The sequence below is a fragment of the Ochrobactrum sp. CGA5 genome, from assembly GCF_006345815.1.
In the GTDB taxonomy this organism is placed as follows: Bacteria; Pseudomonadota; Alphaproteobacteria; order Rhizobiales; family Rhizobiaceae; genus Brucella.
The window spans coordinates 195,809-211,288 of sequence record NZ_VCIG01000005.1; the positions used below are offsets into that span (position 1 = coordinate 195,809).

Genomic DNA, 15,480 nt, shown 5'->3' on the forward strand with positions numbered 1-15,480 from the left:
TATTTAGCTTATATCCAGTTGGGATAGTTATTAAGTCCAGTTAATAGTTCAGAAAAAGTGCAGCCACTCCTGCTAGGCGATTGTAGTGTCTCGTCAGCACTATTCCACGGAAGGAAGCAGAATGAAGAAATGCTATTGCGAAGTTTGAGCCGAAACAGAAAAAATAAAGCGATCCTGATGATAATCTTTGACTGAAAAGCGGAGTAGACTTTGGCTTCCGTTTCGCCAACAATATTCTTCATAGACAGCAGCAGATATGCGGGATTACAGTCGCAGATCCGTGAAACCGCAGTATCTGCAATTCTTTCGGGCGCAATGCTTCCTGGCTCTCGTATGCCATCGACCCGCAAGCTGGCCGATTATTTAAAAATCTCGCGCCTTACGGTAACTTTGGCGTACCAGGAGCTTGTATCTCAGGGGTATCTGGAAGCGCGTTCACGCAGTGGCTATCATGTTGCCACTACGCCGCCGATCAGCCATCCTGACAGTGATTTCTTACAGGCGCCGGATACTGCCGTTGACTGGTCTTCCAAGATGCGGCCTGGTTTCAACATTGCCAAGACTATCCGTAAACCGCTTGACTGGCGACGGTATCGCTACCCGTTTCTCTACGGCCAGATGGACCAGACCTTGTTCGATCTTGCCGCATGGCGCGATTGCGCCCGGCGCGCTCTGGCTCGGGAAGATTTCATCCTCATGGCGGGAGATTTTGCTGCCGCTGATGATGTGGAGCTCGTCAACTATATCCGTTCGCGCACACTGCCAAGCAGAGGAATACGAGCAGAACCGGATGAAATCCTGGTTACAGTCGGCGCACAGAACGCGCTTTGGATAATAAGCCATTTGCTTTTGACGCGAAACTCGCATGTCGTATGCGAGAATCCGGGCCATCCTGATATCAGCGCCACACTTCACCTGACAGGAGCGCGGGTGACGGCGCTCGACGTTGATGAAAGCGGCTTACCCCCGGAACTGTTGCCAGATGGGATTGATGCAGTTTTCGTTACGCCAAGTCACCAGTCTCCAACAGCCGCCACCATGCCGCGCGCGCGGCGTGTTGCTCTATTGGAGGCTGCGGCGAAACGCGACTTCGTCATTGTTGAAGATGATTACGAGTTTGAGATGAGCTTCCTACAGCCGCCGACACCGGCGCTGAAATCGCTCGACCAGTATGGTCGCGTTCTCTATGCAGGCAGCTTTTCCAAGTCGCTGTTTCCCGGGCTTCGGCTCGGTTATCTCGTCGCACCGGCACCTGTCATCCGCGAAGCGAGGGCGTTGCGTGCGCTTATGCTGCGTCATCCGCCAGGCCATCTACAGCGTACGGCCGCCTATTTTCTGGCGCTTGGTCACTATGATGCGGTTATTCATCGTATGAGGATTGAGTATCACAAACGTCATATCGTCATGATTGACGCCCTTAATCGTGAAGGAATGAAAATCGCTGGAAAATCTGCATTCGGAGGCACAGCATTCTGGATTGAGGGTCCAGAGGGCATGGATGCCGACAAGCTTGCACGTGACCTGCGCGAGGATGGTGTGTTGATCGAGTCAGGGGCACCGTTCTTCTGGAGCGATGGCCGGCCATGCCGCTATTTCCGCATTGCCTATTCTTCCATTCCGATCAATCGCATTGCGGAAGGTGTTGAGCTTCTGGCCAGAAGAATGCGGCAAGTCTCCGAGCTTCGGAACGATTGAGTTCAGCCCGCGTTCATGTGGATTGCGGTAACGGATTCGTGAAGTTGCCGGAATTTGTCCCAATTCGACAATTATCGCTGGCGACCCTACGGCGTTTTTGCCCGCGATTGTGAGGGTAAGACGCATATCAATTCTGCCTTCCAGAAGGAGACGGATTTATGTCTATTCGTTCAAAGCTTCTTGCCACAGTTGCCGTGCCGGTTCTGTCGGCCTCTATGTTTGCGCAACCCGTACTGGCAGATACGCTGACAGCTCCAATCCTGCTGGCTCAGGAAAATGGAGACCACCAGCCGTCCGATGAACAGTTGCAGCAGCAACAGCGCGAGGCTGAAGAACAGCTAAAGGCAGTGGAGGAAGAAGCACGTCGGGCTGAGGAACAGCAGCGTGCCGCCGAGGAAGAAAATCGCCGACAAGCCGAAGAGCAGAAAAAGGCTGCTCAGGAGGAGGTTCAGCGTCAGGCAGAAGAGGAAAAGCGCGCTGCGGAAATAGAGGCTCAGCGCCAGGCTGAAGAGCAACAGAAAGCCGCCGAACGCGAAGCGCAGAAACAGGCTGAAGAACAAGCTCGGCAGGCTGCCGAGCAGAAAAAGGCGGAGGAAGAGGCGCAGCGTCTCGCCGAAGAACAGAAGAGGGCTGATGAGGAGGCTGCTCGCAAGGCCCCTGAGCCGCAAGGGCAGACCGGGTCGGCCGAGCAACCGGTAAAGGAGACTCCAGCAGCAGAACCAGAAGCTAAACCCGAGCAACCTGCAGTCGAAAAGCCTGCTAAGGAGGCCCCGGCGCAGGAAGCGGAAACGCCAGCGGAGAAACCGACAGAGGCAACCCCGGTAGTACCGTCGCAGAAAGAAAGTGCGGAAGAATCCATTATTGAGCATCCTGAAGAAGCTCAACCGGGGGAACCGGAAGTGACTAAGGTGCCAAGAAATGAAACCCAGCCCGTGCAGCGGGTCGAAGAACCGCAATCACCTGAAAGCGAGCAAAATCCAGCACCGAAGATCGTCGATCAGCGGTCGACCGAAGAAAAGCAAAAGATTGCGAAAGACCCTGCCAAGACGGACGACACGGTTGTATTGCCAGTAGAAAATGGCGCCGCCATTCTCGACAGTGACAAGGATGCCGACAATTCCGGTGGAAACCAGTCGCGTGAAGAGCGTCGCAAGCAGCGCGAACAGCTGCGTTCCGCCGAGGAAAATGCACCAGCTCCCGCAAACGATGCGGCGGCACAGGTCGCTATTCCCGAGGAGGTAAAGGCCGCCTTGCCGCAGAAGATCGAGGCCAACCTGAAGGAAGAGGGCACTCGTATAGAGAAGGCGCCGGTCTTTGCCGTGCCGGAAACCACCAATATCATCAATAACTCGGTGGTGAACAATACAGTCATCAATAATACAACTGTCAATAACGCGACCAACAATGTCACGAACGTCAAAGTCATTGAGGAAGTGGATAATCGCGTCATTCTGGATGTGGGTGACCGCATCTTCGTGCGCGGTGATGATCGTCCAAGATTGCGTCGCGATGCGGAGCAGACTTTTTATGATGAACTACCGCGTGGACGCACCCGCGAAACCATTGTTCGTCCGGGCGGATATCGGATTGTCACAGTGTATGATCGTTACGGTGATATCCTGCAGCGTTCCCGTATCGACCGGGACGGTAATGAATATCTGATGATCTACGCGCCGGAATACGACGACAATCCACGCGCTTCGATTATCGATGTAGGCTATGAACTGCCCCCAATGCGCCTTACTGTTCCGGTGCGGGATTACATCATCGATGTTGCGGACGATCCTGATCGCGATTTCTATGATTTCCTTGCTATGCCCCCGGTCGAACGTGTGGAGCGCGTCTATACGATTGACGAGGTACGTCATTCTGCCCGTCTGCGCGATAAGGTACGCCGTATCGATCTAGATACGATTCATTTCGCGACGGGTAGTGCCGAAGTGTCGATGTCGCAAGCCAAAACGTTGCGTAAGGTTGCAACCGCCATGCAGAAAGTGCTGGCAAAGGACCCAGGCGAAACCTTCTTCATTGAAGGGCATACGGATGCAGTCGGTTCTGATCGTTCAAATCTGGTGCTATCCGACAAGCGCGCTGAATCCGTTGCGAGCCTTTTGACGGAAGTTTATGATATTCCCGCAGAAAATCTGGTCACACAGGGTTATGGCGAACGCTTCCTCAAAATTCGTACGCAAGCCGCAGAACAGGAAAATCGCCGCGTCACGATCCGTCGTGTAACCCCGCTTGTTCGCCCGGTGGCGCAACGTTGAACAAAAAACACCCGGATGCGGTCTTCGTATCCGGGTGTTCTCATTGAAATTAATATGATCAGGCGATCTTCGGTTGGTTTGCCATTACCTGTTCGAGCATCTGCTTGCTCATTGGACGCGGTTTGACGGCCTCAATCTGCACCATAAGTTCGGCAATTTTCTCCGCATCGAAGACACCGCACTCATAAATCTGGATGATTTCGCGCGCCATTTCGTCTTTGTGAGGAGAGGTGATCGGGCAGCGAGCCATAGCTTCGCACGACTTCATATAAGCCGTTTGCAGCACCTCCAACTCAGCGGGTTTGAAACGCCCGAAATAATAATCTCTCGAAAATGGCATTCTTTGCATTCCGCAGATAGCTTCCAGGAAGGTCATTCCATCCAGAAACCTATAAATACTTTTGATCGACTATACTAAAATATGGCCGATTGCGAAACTTTATACCTCATAATTGTTGATTTAATGTAAAATATTCCTCGTGCGACAATCAAGAAGAAATGCGTGACTGTCCTGCACTTGGGTGTGCGGCGTAACAGTGATATCTGCGGAGGCGCTTTCAGTATAAACTTGAGAAGTTTAGTGCCGCATATAGTTTTTAAGGCGATCTCGTTGCAAAAGCTGTTTCACACTTGTTAGAATTTTCTCTAGATGCGTGCGAGTTCCAGCTTGGCGGCTATTTCCGCAATCTTGTATGGGTCCTGTTCGCCCGACTCATATGTTCTTATGATCGCTCGTGCGAGCATCTCTTTGTCTGCGTGTGTTGTCGGACACCGATCCAGCAATGCACAGCAACGATTATAGGCAGCTTGAAGCGCCTGAAGATCGTGTGGTGCATATGTACCCTGATACTTGTTGCCGCGAAATGGCATGGGCACCTCCCCATCTTGCTGATTGAACTCCTAACTCTGGGAGAAAGCAACAGATCGTTTTATGATGGGACTTCTGACGCATCATGATGTTGCTTCTGGCTGTCCAGTTCAGCTTGGCCGTTGAATCGATGGATCATATGAATATCTTCCGGCTCGCGTTCAAAGAGTAGCGGATCAGGCTTCATTGTGACTTTCGCGCCCTGCTTCATATAAAACTCGATGGTCCGTCGGGTCGGCGTGGCGGAAATATAGAGACCTTCCGCTCCGGTTTCCTTCGCAATGGCCATGCTGCGTCTATATAGTTCGGCTGCAAGCCCCAATCCCCGGACGGCTTTCCCAACATGCATGAAGCCGAGCTGGTGCAGTTCGCGATAGGAGGCGACGGGACGCACATCTGTGACTGCGACCGCCACCAGGGCTTCATCGAGATAGGCACCCAGAAACACGCCACCATTATCGTAACAGTCGAACAGTATGGGCGTGTAGATTTGCGCTTCACCTTCCGGCCAGCCTCGCACATCATAGAATTGTGGCTCCAGCAGAAGCTGCTCTCCTTCGAGACGATACATTTCCTCGATGATCTCGCTGCGATCGATTTGCCAGATCTCAGTCAGTTCGTTTCGTTGGAGTGCGCGTATGATGATATTCGTTTGCTTTGGCGTCCGCACCATGACCGCTACCTTCGGAATGCAATTCTCATAACCAACTACTGTGTCGCCAGACTGAGCTCAAGGGAAGTGGATACGATCGACGCACATCCTCACGATCTTGTTGGCAATTTGTTAGACTGAACTTTTCATATTGCAAAAACTTGCGATAATTTTGACCAATATCAGGGCTACCTCTCGCCGTTTGTCTGCGGTACTGCTCAGTACAGGTGCGAGGAGTATTGGGGTGTGTGGGAGGCCAGAAGCCAACTTCAATCGGAAGAATTGGATCGGAACAGCGAATCGAGGGCGGAAAACTGCCTAAATTTTAGCAATTCCGCGCCAACTCGCCGATCTGCCCTTGCGGGAGCGGGGCCCGGGTTCTATCAGCATCAACAAAAAATGCAGTCTGAGGAATGTTTCGGGAGGTTGCTTGCCGGAACGTACACTTGCCCGATGCCGTCTGGTATTGCATCGGTGAAATGAGCGATGGAGCCAAGTTGAAAAACCATCACGATATCTGGGATATCGTCGACGCCAAGAGCGCCGCATATTTCGAACTGAGCGATACGGTTTGGGATAATCCTGAAACGAATTACGAAGAATATATATCGAGCGACGCACATGCTGCTATGCTCGAGGCCGAAGGGTTTCGCGTCGAACGTGGCATTGCTGGCTTGCCAACGGCTGTGATGGGCGAGGCTGGTGACGAAGGACCAGTCATCGCCATCCTTGGTGAATTCGACGCATTGCCGGGGTTAAGCCAGGTATCAGGACTGGCCGAAGAAAAGCCTGTCGTGGCTGGTGGTCACGGGCATGGCTGTGGCCACAACCTGTTGGGTGCGGGGTCGCTTCTCGCTGCTGCAGCGGTGAAGGATTATCTCGCCGCACAGGGCATCAAGGGCCGCGTGCGCTATTACGGCTGCCCGGCGGAAGAAGGTGGTTCTGCTAAGGGGTTTATGGTCCGAGAAGGGCTGTTCAGCGATGTGGACATCGCCTTTTGCTGGCATCCGGCGCCGTTTGCAGGTGTAAACGATCCGGTTTCGCTTGCCTGCAACGAAATCAATTTCCATTTCAGCGGCCGTGCAGCACATGCTTCGTCGGCGCCACATCTGGGGCGCAGTGCGCTGGACGCGGTTGAATTGATGAATGTGGGCGTAAATTATATGCGCGAGCATATGCCGTCGACGGCCCGCATTCATTACGCTGTTACCGATACGGGTGGCTTTGCGCCGAATGTTGTTCAGGCCAAGGCAACGGTTCGCTATCTCGTCCGCGCTCGCAGCCTGCCGGAAATGCAGACGCTTCTGGAACGCGTCAAAAAGATCGCTGAAGGCGCTGCGCTGATGAGTGAAACGACCGTCGTCAGCGAGATCGTGAGCGGCGATGCCGATCTGATCGGTAACACGACGCTCGAGCAGATGATGCAGCTTGAGCTCGAGCGGCTCGGGCCTCCAGACTTTGACGCGCAAGATCGCGAAACTGCAAGCCGCTTTCAGAAAACACTCTCAAAAGAGGATATTTCCGATGCTTTCCGTCGCTTCGGCGTCGAACCGAAGAACGGCTTAGCGCTTTGCGAAGATATCTATACGCCATACAAAGGCGACAACACGCTCGTCGGCTCGACGGATGTTGGCAGCGTGAGCTGGGTTGTTCCTACAGTGCAGATGCGGGGCGCGACCTGTGCGATCGGCACACCGCTCCACTCCTGGCAGATGGTGGCGCAGGGCAAGCTGCCAGCGGCGCATAAGGGCATGGCCCATGCCGCAAAAATCATGGGTAGCACAGCCATCGAGCTGTTCCGTAACCCGGAGCAGATCGAGAAAGCCAAGCAAGATCACGAAAAACGGCTTGACGGCGCCGTATTTGTCAATCCGATTCCAGATAGCGTTCAACCCGCTCTGCCCGAAACCGCAAAATGATGCGGACAGGCAGACAGATTCTGAAAATAAAAATGACATTCAATCCCCCAATTCCAACAGGGACTGACGCATCATGAAGCAGATGGGCTTTCTCGATATTTTGAGCTTCGGGCCGGACGGCTGGGGCTATGTGCTGATGATGGGTGCACTGGTGAGCGTAGCGCTCGCCGTTCTGGGCTTCCTTCTTGGCGCTGCCATTGGCGTTTTCGCTGCTTGGGCTAAGATTTCCGGCGGTCGCACGCTTCGGACTGTTGCCGATGGCTACACCACGATCATTCGCGGTATTCCGGATCTGCTCGTCATCTATCTGTTTTATTTCGGCGGCAGTGCAGCAGTCACAGCACTTGGAAAGTATTTCGGTGCGGAGGGATTCATCGGTTTTCCGGGCTTCCTGGCGGGCGTGCTGGCCATTGCCATCTCCTGTGGCGCACACCACACCGAAGTGTTCCGTGGTGCGTTCCGCGCCGTTTCCAAAGGTGAACTTGAAGCTGCCACTGCGTGCGGTATGGGGCAGATGTTGAAATTCCGCCGCATCATTGCACCGCTGGCGTTGCGACACGCATTGCCGGGCCTGGGCAATGTCTGGCAGGTTTCGCTCAAGGAATCTGCTCTGGTGTCCGTTGCAGGTGTTGTGGAGCTTCTCCGTCAGGCACAGATCGGCGCGGGTTCAACGGGCCTGCCTTTCAACTTCTTCCTCATTGCCGGTGCGCTTTACCTGTTGATTTCGTCGGTTTCCGGCGGACTTCTGCAACTGGCCGAGCGCCACTTCTCGCGCGGCGTCCGGAGGGCAAAATGAATCTTGAATTCTATTCCGATGCATTCTTCCAGATGCTGGGCGGTGTGCCGCTGACATTGAAGCTTGCCGCGTTCTCCATCGTGTTCGGCGCCATACTGGCTCTGCTATTCGCCATGATGCGGCTGTCGGGCGTCAAGGCGCTGGACTGGATCGCGCGCATCTACGTCTTCGTGTTCCGTGGAACACCGCTTCTGGTGCAGATATTCATCATCTACTACGGTCTCAGCCAGTTTCCGGCAATCCGCTATTCGTTCCTATGGCCGGTTCTCCGCGAGCCTTACTGGTGTGCGATCATCGCGCTGACTTTGAACAACGCCGCCTATGCGAGCGAAATTATCCGTGGCGGCTTGCTGTCGGTGCCGCATGGCCAGATCGAAGCCGCGAAAGCCTGCGGCATGTCGTCCTTTACCTGTTTCCGTCGCATCGTCATGCCGCTTGCGATCCGTCAGGCGCTGCCGGGTTACGGCAATGAGATGATATCGATGGTCAAGGCAACTTCGCTGGCCTCGATCATCACGCTCATGGAGGTGACGGGGATCGCGGCAAAGCTGATCGCCGAGAGCTATCGGGCCATAGAAATCTTCGTGATCGCCGGTGCGATCTACCTCGCAATCAACTTCGTTCTGACACGTGCGCTGATGTTCGCAGAATATAAACTTACCCCCTATCTGCGCCAGCCGGTCACCAAGCTTTCCTCCGAAGGACAAACATCGTGAGCAAAATTGTTTCCCCCAATGCACCGGTGGCGCTGAAAGTCGAAAACCTGCGCAAGAGTTTTGGTGCGAATGAAGTGCTGAAAGGCATTTCACTCGAAGCGCGTGAAGGCGAGGTCATTTCGATCCTCGGTTCGTCAGGCTCTGGCAAATCGACATTCCTGCGCTGTATTAATCTTTTGGAAACTCCAACGTCAGGCACTGTGACGGTTTCAGGCGAAACCATCCGCATGGCGAAGAATTCCAAGGGTGAAGCCTACCCGACGGACAAGAAGCAGGTTTCGCGTATTCGTTCGGAACTGGGCATGGTGTTCCAGAGCTTCAATCTGTGGTCGCACAAGACCATTCTGGAGAACATCATCGAAGCGCCAATCTACGTACAGGGACGTCCGCGCGCGGAAAGCGTGGCGGAAGCAGAAGCCTTACTGGCGAAGGTCGGCATTGCTGACAAGCGCGATTTCTATCCTGCCCACCTTTCCGGCGGACAGCAGCAACGCGCCGCTATTGCCCGTGCGTTGGCAATGAAACCAAAGGTCATGCTCTTCGACGAGCCGACTTCTGCACTCGATCCGGAACTGGTCGGTGAAGTGCTTCGCGTCATGCGCGGCCTTGCGGAAGAAGGGCGCACCATGCTGGTCGTGACCCACGAAATGGGCTTCGCGCGCGACGTCTCCAACCGCGTGGTGTTTTTCCATCAGGGGCTGGTGGAAGAAGACGGTGCGCCGGAAGACGTGTTCAGCAACTCGAAGTCGGAACGTTTCCGCAAATTCATCAGCCTCGAGAACGCTGCCTGAGTATAGAAATTCTGTGTTCCGGTGATTGCCGGACAGATACAACCGCAACAGGATAACTGCAATGAAGACTATCGGACTTTTTAAAGCCGTGTTCATTTCCGCGCTTGCTCTGACGAGCATCTCGGCCCATGCCGAGGAAAAGAAGTGGACGAAGATCACCATCGCCACGGAGGGCGCTTTCCGCCCTTACAATTTCACCAAGCCTGATGGCTCGCTGGATGGCTATGAAGTCGACCTCTACAAGGATCTCTGCGCTCGCATGAAGGTCGAGTGCACGATGGTCGCCCAGCCTTTCGACAGCATTATTCCCGCCCTTAACGCCGGCAAGTTCGATGCGATCATGGCCGGTCTTACAGCTACGCCGAAGCGTGAAGAAACCATCAGCTTCTCGGTCTCCTATGGCCTGACGCCGCAGACCTTCGCCACGCTGAAGGACAGCCCCTACGCCAAGCTGCCGCATACCGGCGAAACCCTTTATCTTGCCAAGGATGAAGCGGCTGCGCAGAAGGCGATCGATGAAGTATCGGCTGAAATCAAGGGTCGTACCGTCGGCGTCCAGACCGCTTCGCTTGGTTTGTCGCTGCTCGACAAGTACTTCAAGGACAATATCGACATCCGTGAATACAAGACCACGGAACAGCACGACCTCGATCTGAAGTCTGGCCGTGTCGACCTGGTCGTAGCTTCGCTTGCTTATCTCACGGACGCCGCCAAGAAGCCGGGCAATGAAGACATTGTCATGACTGGTCCTTTCTTCAAGGGTGGCATTCTGGGCCGTGGCGTTGCCGTCGGTCTCCGCAAGGATGATACCGAACTGAAAAAAATGTTCGACGCTGCCATTGAAGCCGCAAAGGCCGACGGCACGATCAAGCGCTTGTCGGAAAAGTGGTTCGGCTTCGACGTAACACCGTAATTTTCGAGTTACATCATATGCAAGACGCCGCCTTCGGGCGGCGTTTTCATTTGCGACGTGCAAACCTTCACATCAAACCGGTGAGCGCCTATAAGATCGCCAGAAATGTGCTGAGAGCCAAAAATTACTGTGAGGGTGTGATGGTAAAGATCGGTTTCGTGACTGTTTCCGACCGCGCAAGTCGCGGGGAATACGAAGACCTGAGTGGTCCTGCGATGGAAGCATGGTTGAAAGCCGCCATCGTTACGCCCTACGAAACAATCCGCCGCGTCATTCCCGATGGCATGGAATCGGTACGCGATACGCTTATTGATCTTTGCGACAATGAGGCCTGCGATCTAATCCTGACCACGGGAGGTACGGGACCGAGCCCGCGCGATGAAACACCGGAAGCCATGCAGGCTGTCCTGCACAAGGAATTACCCGGATTCGGGGAACTGATGCGTCGCGTCAGCCTTGAACAGACCCCGACTGCCATTCTGTCCCGCCAGACGGCTGGCAATCGCGGCAAGAGCTTCATCCTCAATCTTCCCGGCAAGCCAGCTTCAATTGCCATGACTTTGCAGGCAATTTTTCCGGCGGTGCCTTATTGTCTCGACCTCATCGGGGCGGGGCGTATCGACACCGATCCGGCAGTTGTAAAGGCCCATCGGCCCGGCTGAATTGTCGCTGATATTCTATTCGCGGGCGTAGTAGATCGCGGCGCGAAATATTTGTCGTGACGAAATTACGCAACCCAGCTTTGCGCATTTGCATAATTTCCATGCTTGCTTTTCGCTGTTCCCGGACGGAATATTAGGGAAAAGAAGGGGAATTAAGTGAAGCCATTTGATGAGATGCTCAACCATGGCGGGAATGTCCGCCAGCCATACGAATTTCTCAAGCAGTGGCTCGACCAACAGGACCCGCATAAACTTCTACAGAAAAGCGATGATGCCGAAAGTGTGTTCCGCAAGACGGGCATCACCTTTGCTGTCTATGGCGACCAGGAGGCGGGCGAGCGTCTCATACCTTTCGATATCATCCCGCGTATCATTTCAGGGCAGGAATGGCGGCGTCTATCGCAGGGGATCGAACAGCGCGTAATGGCGCTCAATGCCTTTCTCGACGACATTTACCATCGACAGGAAATCGTCAAGGCCGGACGCATCCCGAAAGAGCTGATTTCCAAGAATGAAGCCTTCTTGCCGGAGATGATCGGTTTTCGTCCGCCGGGCAACGTGTACACCCATATTATCGGCGTCGATATCGTACGCACCGCCGAAAACCAGTTCTATGTGCTTGAGGATAACGCCCGCACGCCATCAGGCGTTTCCTATATGTTGGAAAATCGCGAAACGATGATGCAGCTCTTTCCTGAGCTGTTTCAGAACGTCAAGGTTCGGCCGGTAGAGAATTATCCGCAATTGCTGCGCCAATCACTGGCAAGCGTTGCGCCTCCTGGCACGCAAGATGTACCGACCGTCGCAGTGCTGACGCCGGGCATCTATAATTCTGCCTATTTTGAACACGCCTTCCTTGCCGACCAGATGGGTGTCGAATTGGTTGAGGGAAGTGACCTCCGTGTTGTCGACGGACGTGTGGCGATGCGCACCACACAAGGCTATCGCGCTATTGATGTGCTCTACCGGCGTGTTGACGATGCGTTTCTCGATCCGCTGACATTCAGGCCAGATTCGACGCTCGGCGTGGCCGGCATCATGGATGTCTATCGGGCCGGGAATATCACAATTGCCAATGCACCTGGAACAGGCATCGCTGATGACAAGGCGATCTACTCCTATATGCCGGAAATCGTGGAGTTTTATACAGGTCGCAAAGCCATTCTGGAAAACGTGCCGACCTGGCGTTGTTCCGAGACGGAAAGCCTTGCTTATGTGCTTGATAATCTTGCCGATCTTGTCGTCAAGGAAGTGCATGGCTCCGGCGGTTATGGGATGCTGGTTGGACCGGCTTCGACAAAGGCCGAACGCGATGTATTCGCCGAGAAACTGAAGGCAAGGCCGCGCAATTATATCGCGCAACCCACACTGGCGCTTTCGACGACGCCCATCTTTACCAAAAGTGGGCTGGCGCCACGCCACGTCGATCTCCGCCCATTTGTTCTGGTTTCGGATCGCATCCGCATCACGCCTGGCGGGCTCACCCGCGTGGCATTGAAAGAGGGATCGCTTGTCGTGAATTCCAGCCAGGGAGGCGGAACCAAGGATACGTGGGTACTGGACGATTAAAACTGCATCAATTGGATTGACGCGCCGCAACTGACAAAAAGATCAGGACGCGAAAAAGGGGAATGATTTATGCTTCTTGGCCGTACGGCAAACGGACTTTACTGGATGTTCCGCTATATAGAGCGCGCCGAAAACATGGCACGCCTTGTCGATGCGGGGCTTCGCATGGCATTGACGAAAACCTCCGATGCGCCGGAGGAGTGGTACTCAGTCGCGGTTTCCGCAGGCGCGAGCCAGGGCTTTTCCAATAAATACGATGTTTATAACGCCGCCAACGTCGCGGATTTCCTGCTGCGCGATGCAGATAATCCATCGAGCGTGATGACATGTTTTGAAACCACGCGTTCCAACGCCCGCATGGTGCGGACGGCGCTGACACGCGAGGCGTGGGAAAGCGTCAACGAAGCCTGGATGTCGCTGAAAAAGACGCTGTGCAAACCGTTGAAGGAAAGTGACCTCCCGCAGATCCTCGATCAGATCAAGCGCGAAACAGCGCTCATTCGCGGCTCTTTCCATGGCACTATGCTGCGCAACGAAATCTTTGATTTTGCAAGCCTAGGTACTTTTATTGAACGCGCTGACAATACGGCGCGCATTCTGGATGTGAAATATTATGTCCTGCTGCCCGCGATATCCTATGTGGGAACCACGCTGGACAACTATCAATGGGAATCGATCCTGCGATCGGTCTCTGCGCATCGCTCCTACCGCTGGGTCTATGACGGTGACTATCGTCCGGCGCAGGTCGCGGACTATCTGATCCTTAACGGTCGCATGCCGCGCTCCCTTCATTACTGCTATCGCAGCATCGCCGAGCATCTGGATTATCTGTCGAAAGATTACGGCAATCGCGCCACTTGCCACGAGACAGCGGACCAAATCTATGCGAGCCTGCAAAATCAGGACATATCTGTGATCTTCGATATGGGCTTGCATGAATTCCTGACCGAATTCATCACTCGCAACAACCGGCTCGGCAACGAGATCGCCGAAACCTATAATTTCTATTGAGGTCTTTGCTTGCTGCTCAATATCCGGCACGTTTCGCATTATCGCTATGAACATCCGGTTCCCTATGCGGTGCAAAGGTTGCGGCTCCGGCCGCCTACGGTGCCGGGCCAAACGGTCAAGCACTGGGAGTTGAAAATCGAAGGCGGTGAGCCCGAGGTTTCCTATATAGACGGTTTTGGCAATAAGACCGATCTGGTCCAACACGCCCGCAATGTCAGCGAGATCATCGTAACCGCAAGCGGCAGTATCGATGTAGAAGACAGGGTAGGCGTGTTGGGGCCTGTCTATGGTTATGCACCTCTCTGGCTCTTTGAACGCGAGACCCCGCTGACCACACCCGGCGAGCGCATCAAGGCACTGGCGGCTGATCTCGCGACGGGGCAGGAACAGCTTGCCCTGATGCATGATCTCATGAACATCATACACAAAGCGGTCGCCTATGTGCCGGGAACGACAAGCGTTTCAACCGATGCCGAAAGCGCATTGGAAGCCGGGAAGGGCGTTTGTCAGGATCACACGCATATATTCCTGTCCACCGCCCGGCTGATCGGCATTCCTGCCCGATACGTATCCGGATATTTGATGATGGAAGGTATTGAGGAACAAACGGCAAGCCATGCCTGGGTTGAAGCCCATGTCGACGGCCTTGGATGGGTCGGCTTCGATGCCGCAAACAATATATGTCCGAATGACCGTTATGTACGGCTCGCAACCGGGCTCGATTATCGCGATGCAGCGCCGATTTCGGGAGTCCGCCTGGGCGGTACGGTTGAAAGCCTTGCGGTTCACATCAATGTAGGGCAGTGATCATTCTCGATAACGAATTGCCTGCCGGATATTGCCCATGACCTATTGCGTTGGAATGAAAATTGATCGTGGTCTTGTATTCATGTCCGATACGCGGACGAATGCCGGGCTCGACAATATTTCCGTTTTCTCGAAGATGCGAAGCTGGTCCAAGCCCGGCGAGCGCGTGATAGTTCTCCTCTCCGCGGGGAATCTTGCAACGACGCAGGCAGTCGCAAGCCTTCTCGAAGAACGCATGAAGGCTCCGGCTGACCGGCATCCGTCCGTTTTCGATGCACCTTCGATGTTTCAGGTTGCGCGTCTTGTTGGTGATACCGTCAAGGAAGTGATCCAGAATTCTGCCACCGGCGGGCAGAACGCCGATGCTTTCGGCGCTTCATTTATTCTCGGCGGGCAGATCAAGGGCGGACAACCGCGCCTTTTCTATATTTATCCCGAAGGCAACTTTATCGAAAGTTCAGCCGATACGCCTTTCTTCCAGATTGGAGAAAACAAGTATGGCAAGCCGATCCTCGTGCGCGCCTATCAGGAACAGATGAGTTTCGAAGAAGCGGTGAAGCTGCTGCTTGTCTCATTCGACTCAACGTTGAAAGCCAACCTGTCCGTTGGATTACCGCTCGATATGCAGGTTTATGAAGCGGACAGTTTCAAACCAGGTGCCAGTAAACGATTTTTGGCTACAGACCCTTATTATCAGACTGTATCTGAAAGCTGGTCGGAAGCATTGAAGGCCGCGCTGGAACAACTGCCGCCGTTCAGTTTCGGCGAAGAATAATGTCGTACGAAACCGCAGCTTATGAAAAAGCCGGAGAAT

The 15,480-nt window shown here is 54.1% G+C and carries 15 protein-coding genes; 12 read left to right on the forward strand and 3 right to left on the reverse strand.

The window, feature by feature from the left end; genetic code table 11:
• The first annotated feature begins 210 nt into the window (after positions 1-210).
• Together FJQ48_RS05645 and FJQ48_RS05650 are read left to right on the forward strand one after the other, a co-directional pair.
• Positions 211-1,695: a PLP-dependent aminotransferase family protein gene (locus tag FJQ48_RS05645; protein WP_139974223.1), complete on the forward strand. Its 1,485-nt coding sequence runs from the start codon at positions 211-213 to the stop codon at positions 1,693-1,695.
• A 158-nt stretch (positions 1,696-1,853) separates the two neighbouring features.
• On the forward strand, positions 1,854-3,962 hold the full coding sequence (locus FJQ48_RS05650; protein ID WP_139974224.1) for an OmpA family protein: 2,109 nt from the start codon (positions 1,854-1,856) through the stop codon (positions 3,960-3,962).
• Positions 3,963-4,020: 58 nt separating this feature from the next.
• On the opposite strand, the gene FJQ48_RS05655 is transcribed toward FJQ48_RS05650, so the two are convergent.
• The 3 genes from FJQ48_RS05655 to FJQ48_RS05665 all read right to left on the reverse strand — a co-directional run bounded on the left by FJQ48_RS05655 (position 4,021) and on the right by FJQ48_RS05665 (position 5,503).
• Positions 4,021-4,302 (reverse strand): hypothetical protein, encoded by a 282-nt coding sequence (locus FJQ48_RS05655; protein ID WP_139974225.1) that lies wholly within the window; start codon positions 4,300-4,302, stop codon positions 4,021-4,023.
• A 305-nt stretch (positions 4,303-4,607) separates the two neighbouring features.
• Positions 4,608-4,832, reverse strand: a complete 225-nt coding sequence (locus FJQ48_RS05660) for a hypothetical protein (protein ID WP_139974226.1) — start codon at positions 4,830-4,832, stop codon at positions 4,608-4,610.
• 59 nt (positions 4,833-4,891) lie between these two features.
• A complete protein-coding gene (locus FJQ48_RS05665; RefSeq protein ID WP_139974227.1) occupies positions 4,892-5,503 on the reverse strand; it encodes a GNAT family N-acetyltransferase in 612 nt (203 codons plus the stop codon).
• Between the two features lie 458 nt (positions 5,504-5,961).
• Between FJQ48_RS05665 and FJQ48_RS05670 the strand changes: the two genes are divergently transcribed.
• From FJQ48_RS05670 to FJQ48_RS05715, 10 genes are all read left to right on the forward strand, one after another.
• Entirely contained in the window at positions 5,962-7,401 is a 1,440-nt protein-coding gene (locus FJQ48_RS05670; protein WP_139974609.1) for a M20 family metallopeptidase, read from the forward strand.
• 73 nt (positions 7,402-7,474) lie between these two features.
• Positions 7,475-8,197 carry an ABC transporter permease subunit gene (locus FJQ48_RS05675; RefSeq protein ID WP_139974228.1) on the forward strand — a complete coding sequence of 241 codons (723 nt, stop codon included), beginning with the start codon at positions 7,475-7,477 and terminating at the stop codon, positions 8,195-8,197.
• Positions 8,194-8,913 (forward strand): ABC transporter permease, encoded by a 720-nt coding sequence (locus FJQ48_RS05680; RefSeq protein WP_139974229.1) that lies wholly within the window; start codon positions 8,194-8,196, stop codon positions 8,911-8,913. Before FJQ48_RS05675 ends, FJQ48_RS05680 begins: the two co-directional genes overlap by 4 nt.
• Positions 8,910-9,704, forward strand: coding sequence for an ATP-binding cassette domain-containing protein (locus FJQ48_RS05685; RefSeq protein WP_139974230.1), 795 nt, complete (start codon positions 8,910-8,912; stop codon positions 9,702-9,704). Before FJQ48_RS05680 ends, FJQ48_RS05685 begins: the two co-directional genes overlap by 4 nt.
• 61 nt (positions 9,705-9,765) lie before the next feature.
• Positions 9,766-10,617, forward strand: coding sequence for a transporter substrate-binding domain-containing protein (locus FJQ48_RS05690; RefSeq protein WP_139974231.1), 852 nt, complete (start codon positions 9,766-9,768; stop codon positions 10,615-10,617).
• 140 nt (positions 10,618-10,757) lie between these two features.
• Positions 10,758-11,279, forward strand: coding sequence for a molybdopterin adenylyltransferase (mog, locus tag FJQ48_RS05695; protein WP_139974232.1), 522 nt, complete (start codon positions 10,758-10,760; stop codon positions 11,277-11,279).
• A 156-nt stretch (positions 11,280-11,435) separates the two neighbouring features.
• A complete protein-coding gene (locus FJQ48_RS05700) occupies positions 11,436-12,848 on the forward strand; it encodes a circularly permuted type 2 ATP-grasp protein (protein WP_139974233.1) in 1,413 nt (470 codons plus the stop codon).
• Between the two features lie 69 nt (positions 12,849-12,917).
• On the forward strand, positions 12,918-13,859 hold the full coding sequence (locus tag FJQ48_RS05705; RefSeq protein ID WP_139974234.1) for an alpha-E domain-containing protein: 942 nt from the start codon (positions 12,918-12,920) through the stop codon (positions 13,857-13,859).
• 9 nt (positions 13,860-13,868) lie between these two features.
• Positions 13,869-14,666 carry a transglutaminase family protein gene (locus FJQ48_RS05710; RefSeq protein WP_139974235.1) on the forward strand — a complete coding sequence of 266 codons (798 nt, stop codon included), beginning with the start codon at positions 13,869-13,871 and terminating at the stop codon, positions 14,664-14,666.
• Positions 14,667-14,703: 37 nt separating this feature from the next.
• Positions 14,704-15,441, forward strand: coding sequence for a proteasome-type protease (locus FJQ48_RS05715; protein ID WP_139974236.1), 738 nt, complete (start codon positions 14,704-14,706; stop codon positions 15,439-15,441).
• Positions 15,442-15,480: the final 39 nt, after the last annotated feature.

Excerpts from the sequence above, each read along its gene's own strand:
- FJQ48_RS05650 (WP_139974224.1), top strand. The coding sequence starts at position 1,854 with ATGTCTATTCGTTCAAAGCTTCTTGCCACAGTTGCCGTGCCGGTTCTG.
- FJQ48_RS05655 (WP_139974225.1), bottom strand. The coding sequence starts at position 4,302 with ATGCCATTTTCGAGAGATTATTATTTCGGGCGTTTCAAACCCGCTGAG.
- FJQ48_RS05660 (WP_139974226.1), bottom strand. The coding sequence starts at position 4,832 with ATGCCATTTCGCGGCAACAAGTATCAGGGTACATATGCACCACACGAT.
- FJQ48_RS05665 (WP_139974227.1), bottom strand. The coding sequence starts at position 5,503 with ATGGTGCGGACGCCAAAGCAAACGAATATCATCATACGCGCACTCCAA.
- FJQ48_RS05670 (WP_139974609.1), top strand. The coding sequence starts at position 5,962 with ATGAGCGATGGAGCCAAGTTGAAAAACCATCACGATATCTGGGATATC.
- FJQ48_RS05675 (WP_139974228.1), top strand. The coding sequence starts at position 7,475 with ATGAAGCAGATGGGCTTTCTCGATATTTTGAGCTTCGGGCCGGACGGC.
- FJQ48_RS05680 (WP_139974229.1), top strand. The coding sequence starts at position 8,194 with ATGAATCTTGAATTCTATTCCGATGCATTCTTCCAGATGCTGGGCGGT.
- FJQ48_RS05690 (WP_139974231.1), top strand. The coding sequence starts at position 9,766 with ATGAAGACTATCGGACTTTTTAAAGCCGTGTTCATTTCCGCGCTTGCT.
- mog (WP_139974232.1), top strand. The coding sequence starts at position 10,758 with ATGGTAAAGATCGGTTTCGTGACTGTTTCCGACCGCGCAAGTCGCGGG.
- FJQ48_RS05705 (WP_139974234.1), top strand. The coding sequence starts at position 12,918 with ATGCTTCTTGGCCGTACGGCAAACGGACTTTACTGGATGTTCCGCTAT.
- FJQ48_RS05715 (WP_139974236.1), top strand. The coding sequence starts at position 14,704 with ATGACCTATTGCGTTGGAATGAAAATTGATCGTGGTCTTGTATTCATG.